This window comes from Streptomyces kebangsaanensis (genome assembly GCF_001906585.1).
Classification (GTDB): domain Bacteria; phylum Actinomycetota; class Actinomycetes; order Streptomycetales; family Streptomycetaceae; genus Streptomyces; species Streptomyces kebangsaanensis.
The window spans coordinates 69,027-69,620 of the sequence record NZ_JUJA01000163.1; the positions used below are offsets into that span (position 1 = coordinate 69,027).

Sequence of the window (594 nt, forward strand, 5' to 3'; positions counted from 1 at the left end):
CGCCATACCGGGGCGGCGCGCCGGACCGGCTCGGCGAAGGGATCGGGGCCGAGCGCCATGACCTCGACGCACCAGGTGCGGGCCTCGATGCGCGCGTCGCGCAGCTGCCAGTAGAAGACGAGCGAAAGGATCAGACACAGCCCCTCCTGCTCGTCACGTACCGCGACGGCGTGGCGCAGGGCGGTGCGCAGGTTCTCGTACTCCCGCTCCAGCCTCCCGATGGCGGCACGCTGACCGGGGCCGCGCAGCAACGAGTCGGTGGTGCGGGCGAGTTCGCGGTAGTACGTCAGGTGGGCGCGCTCGGCCTCCGCACGGCCGCCGGTCTCGTCGAGCCGTTCGCCCGCGTACTCGGCGACGGTCTCCAGGAGCCGGTAGCGCATCTCGCCGTCGGTGGCGGGGGCGGCCACCACGAGGGACTTGTCGACGAGGGAGGCGAGGGCGTCGAAGGCGGCGGGGCCGCACACGGCCTCGGCCGCGGCGAGGTCGCAGCCGCCGGCGAAGACGGACAGCCGGCTCAGGACGTCCCGCTCGTCCGTGTCGAGCAGGTCCCAGGACCAGTCGACGACGGCCCGCAGGGTCTGCTGGCGGGGCAGG

General features: G+C 74.1%; 1 protein-coding gene. It reads right to left on the bottom strand.

The window, feature by feature from the left end; genetic code table 11:
* Positions 1–594 (bottom strand): ATP-binding protein (locus tag RH94_RS45130; protein WP_407697390.1); only part of this gene is annotated, 594 nt, incomplete at both ends.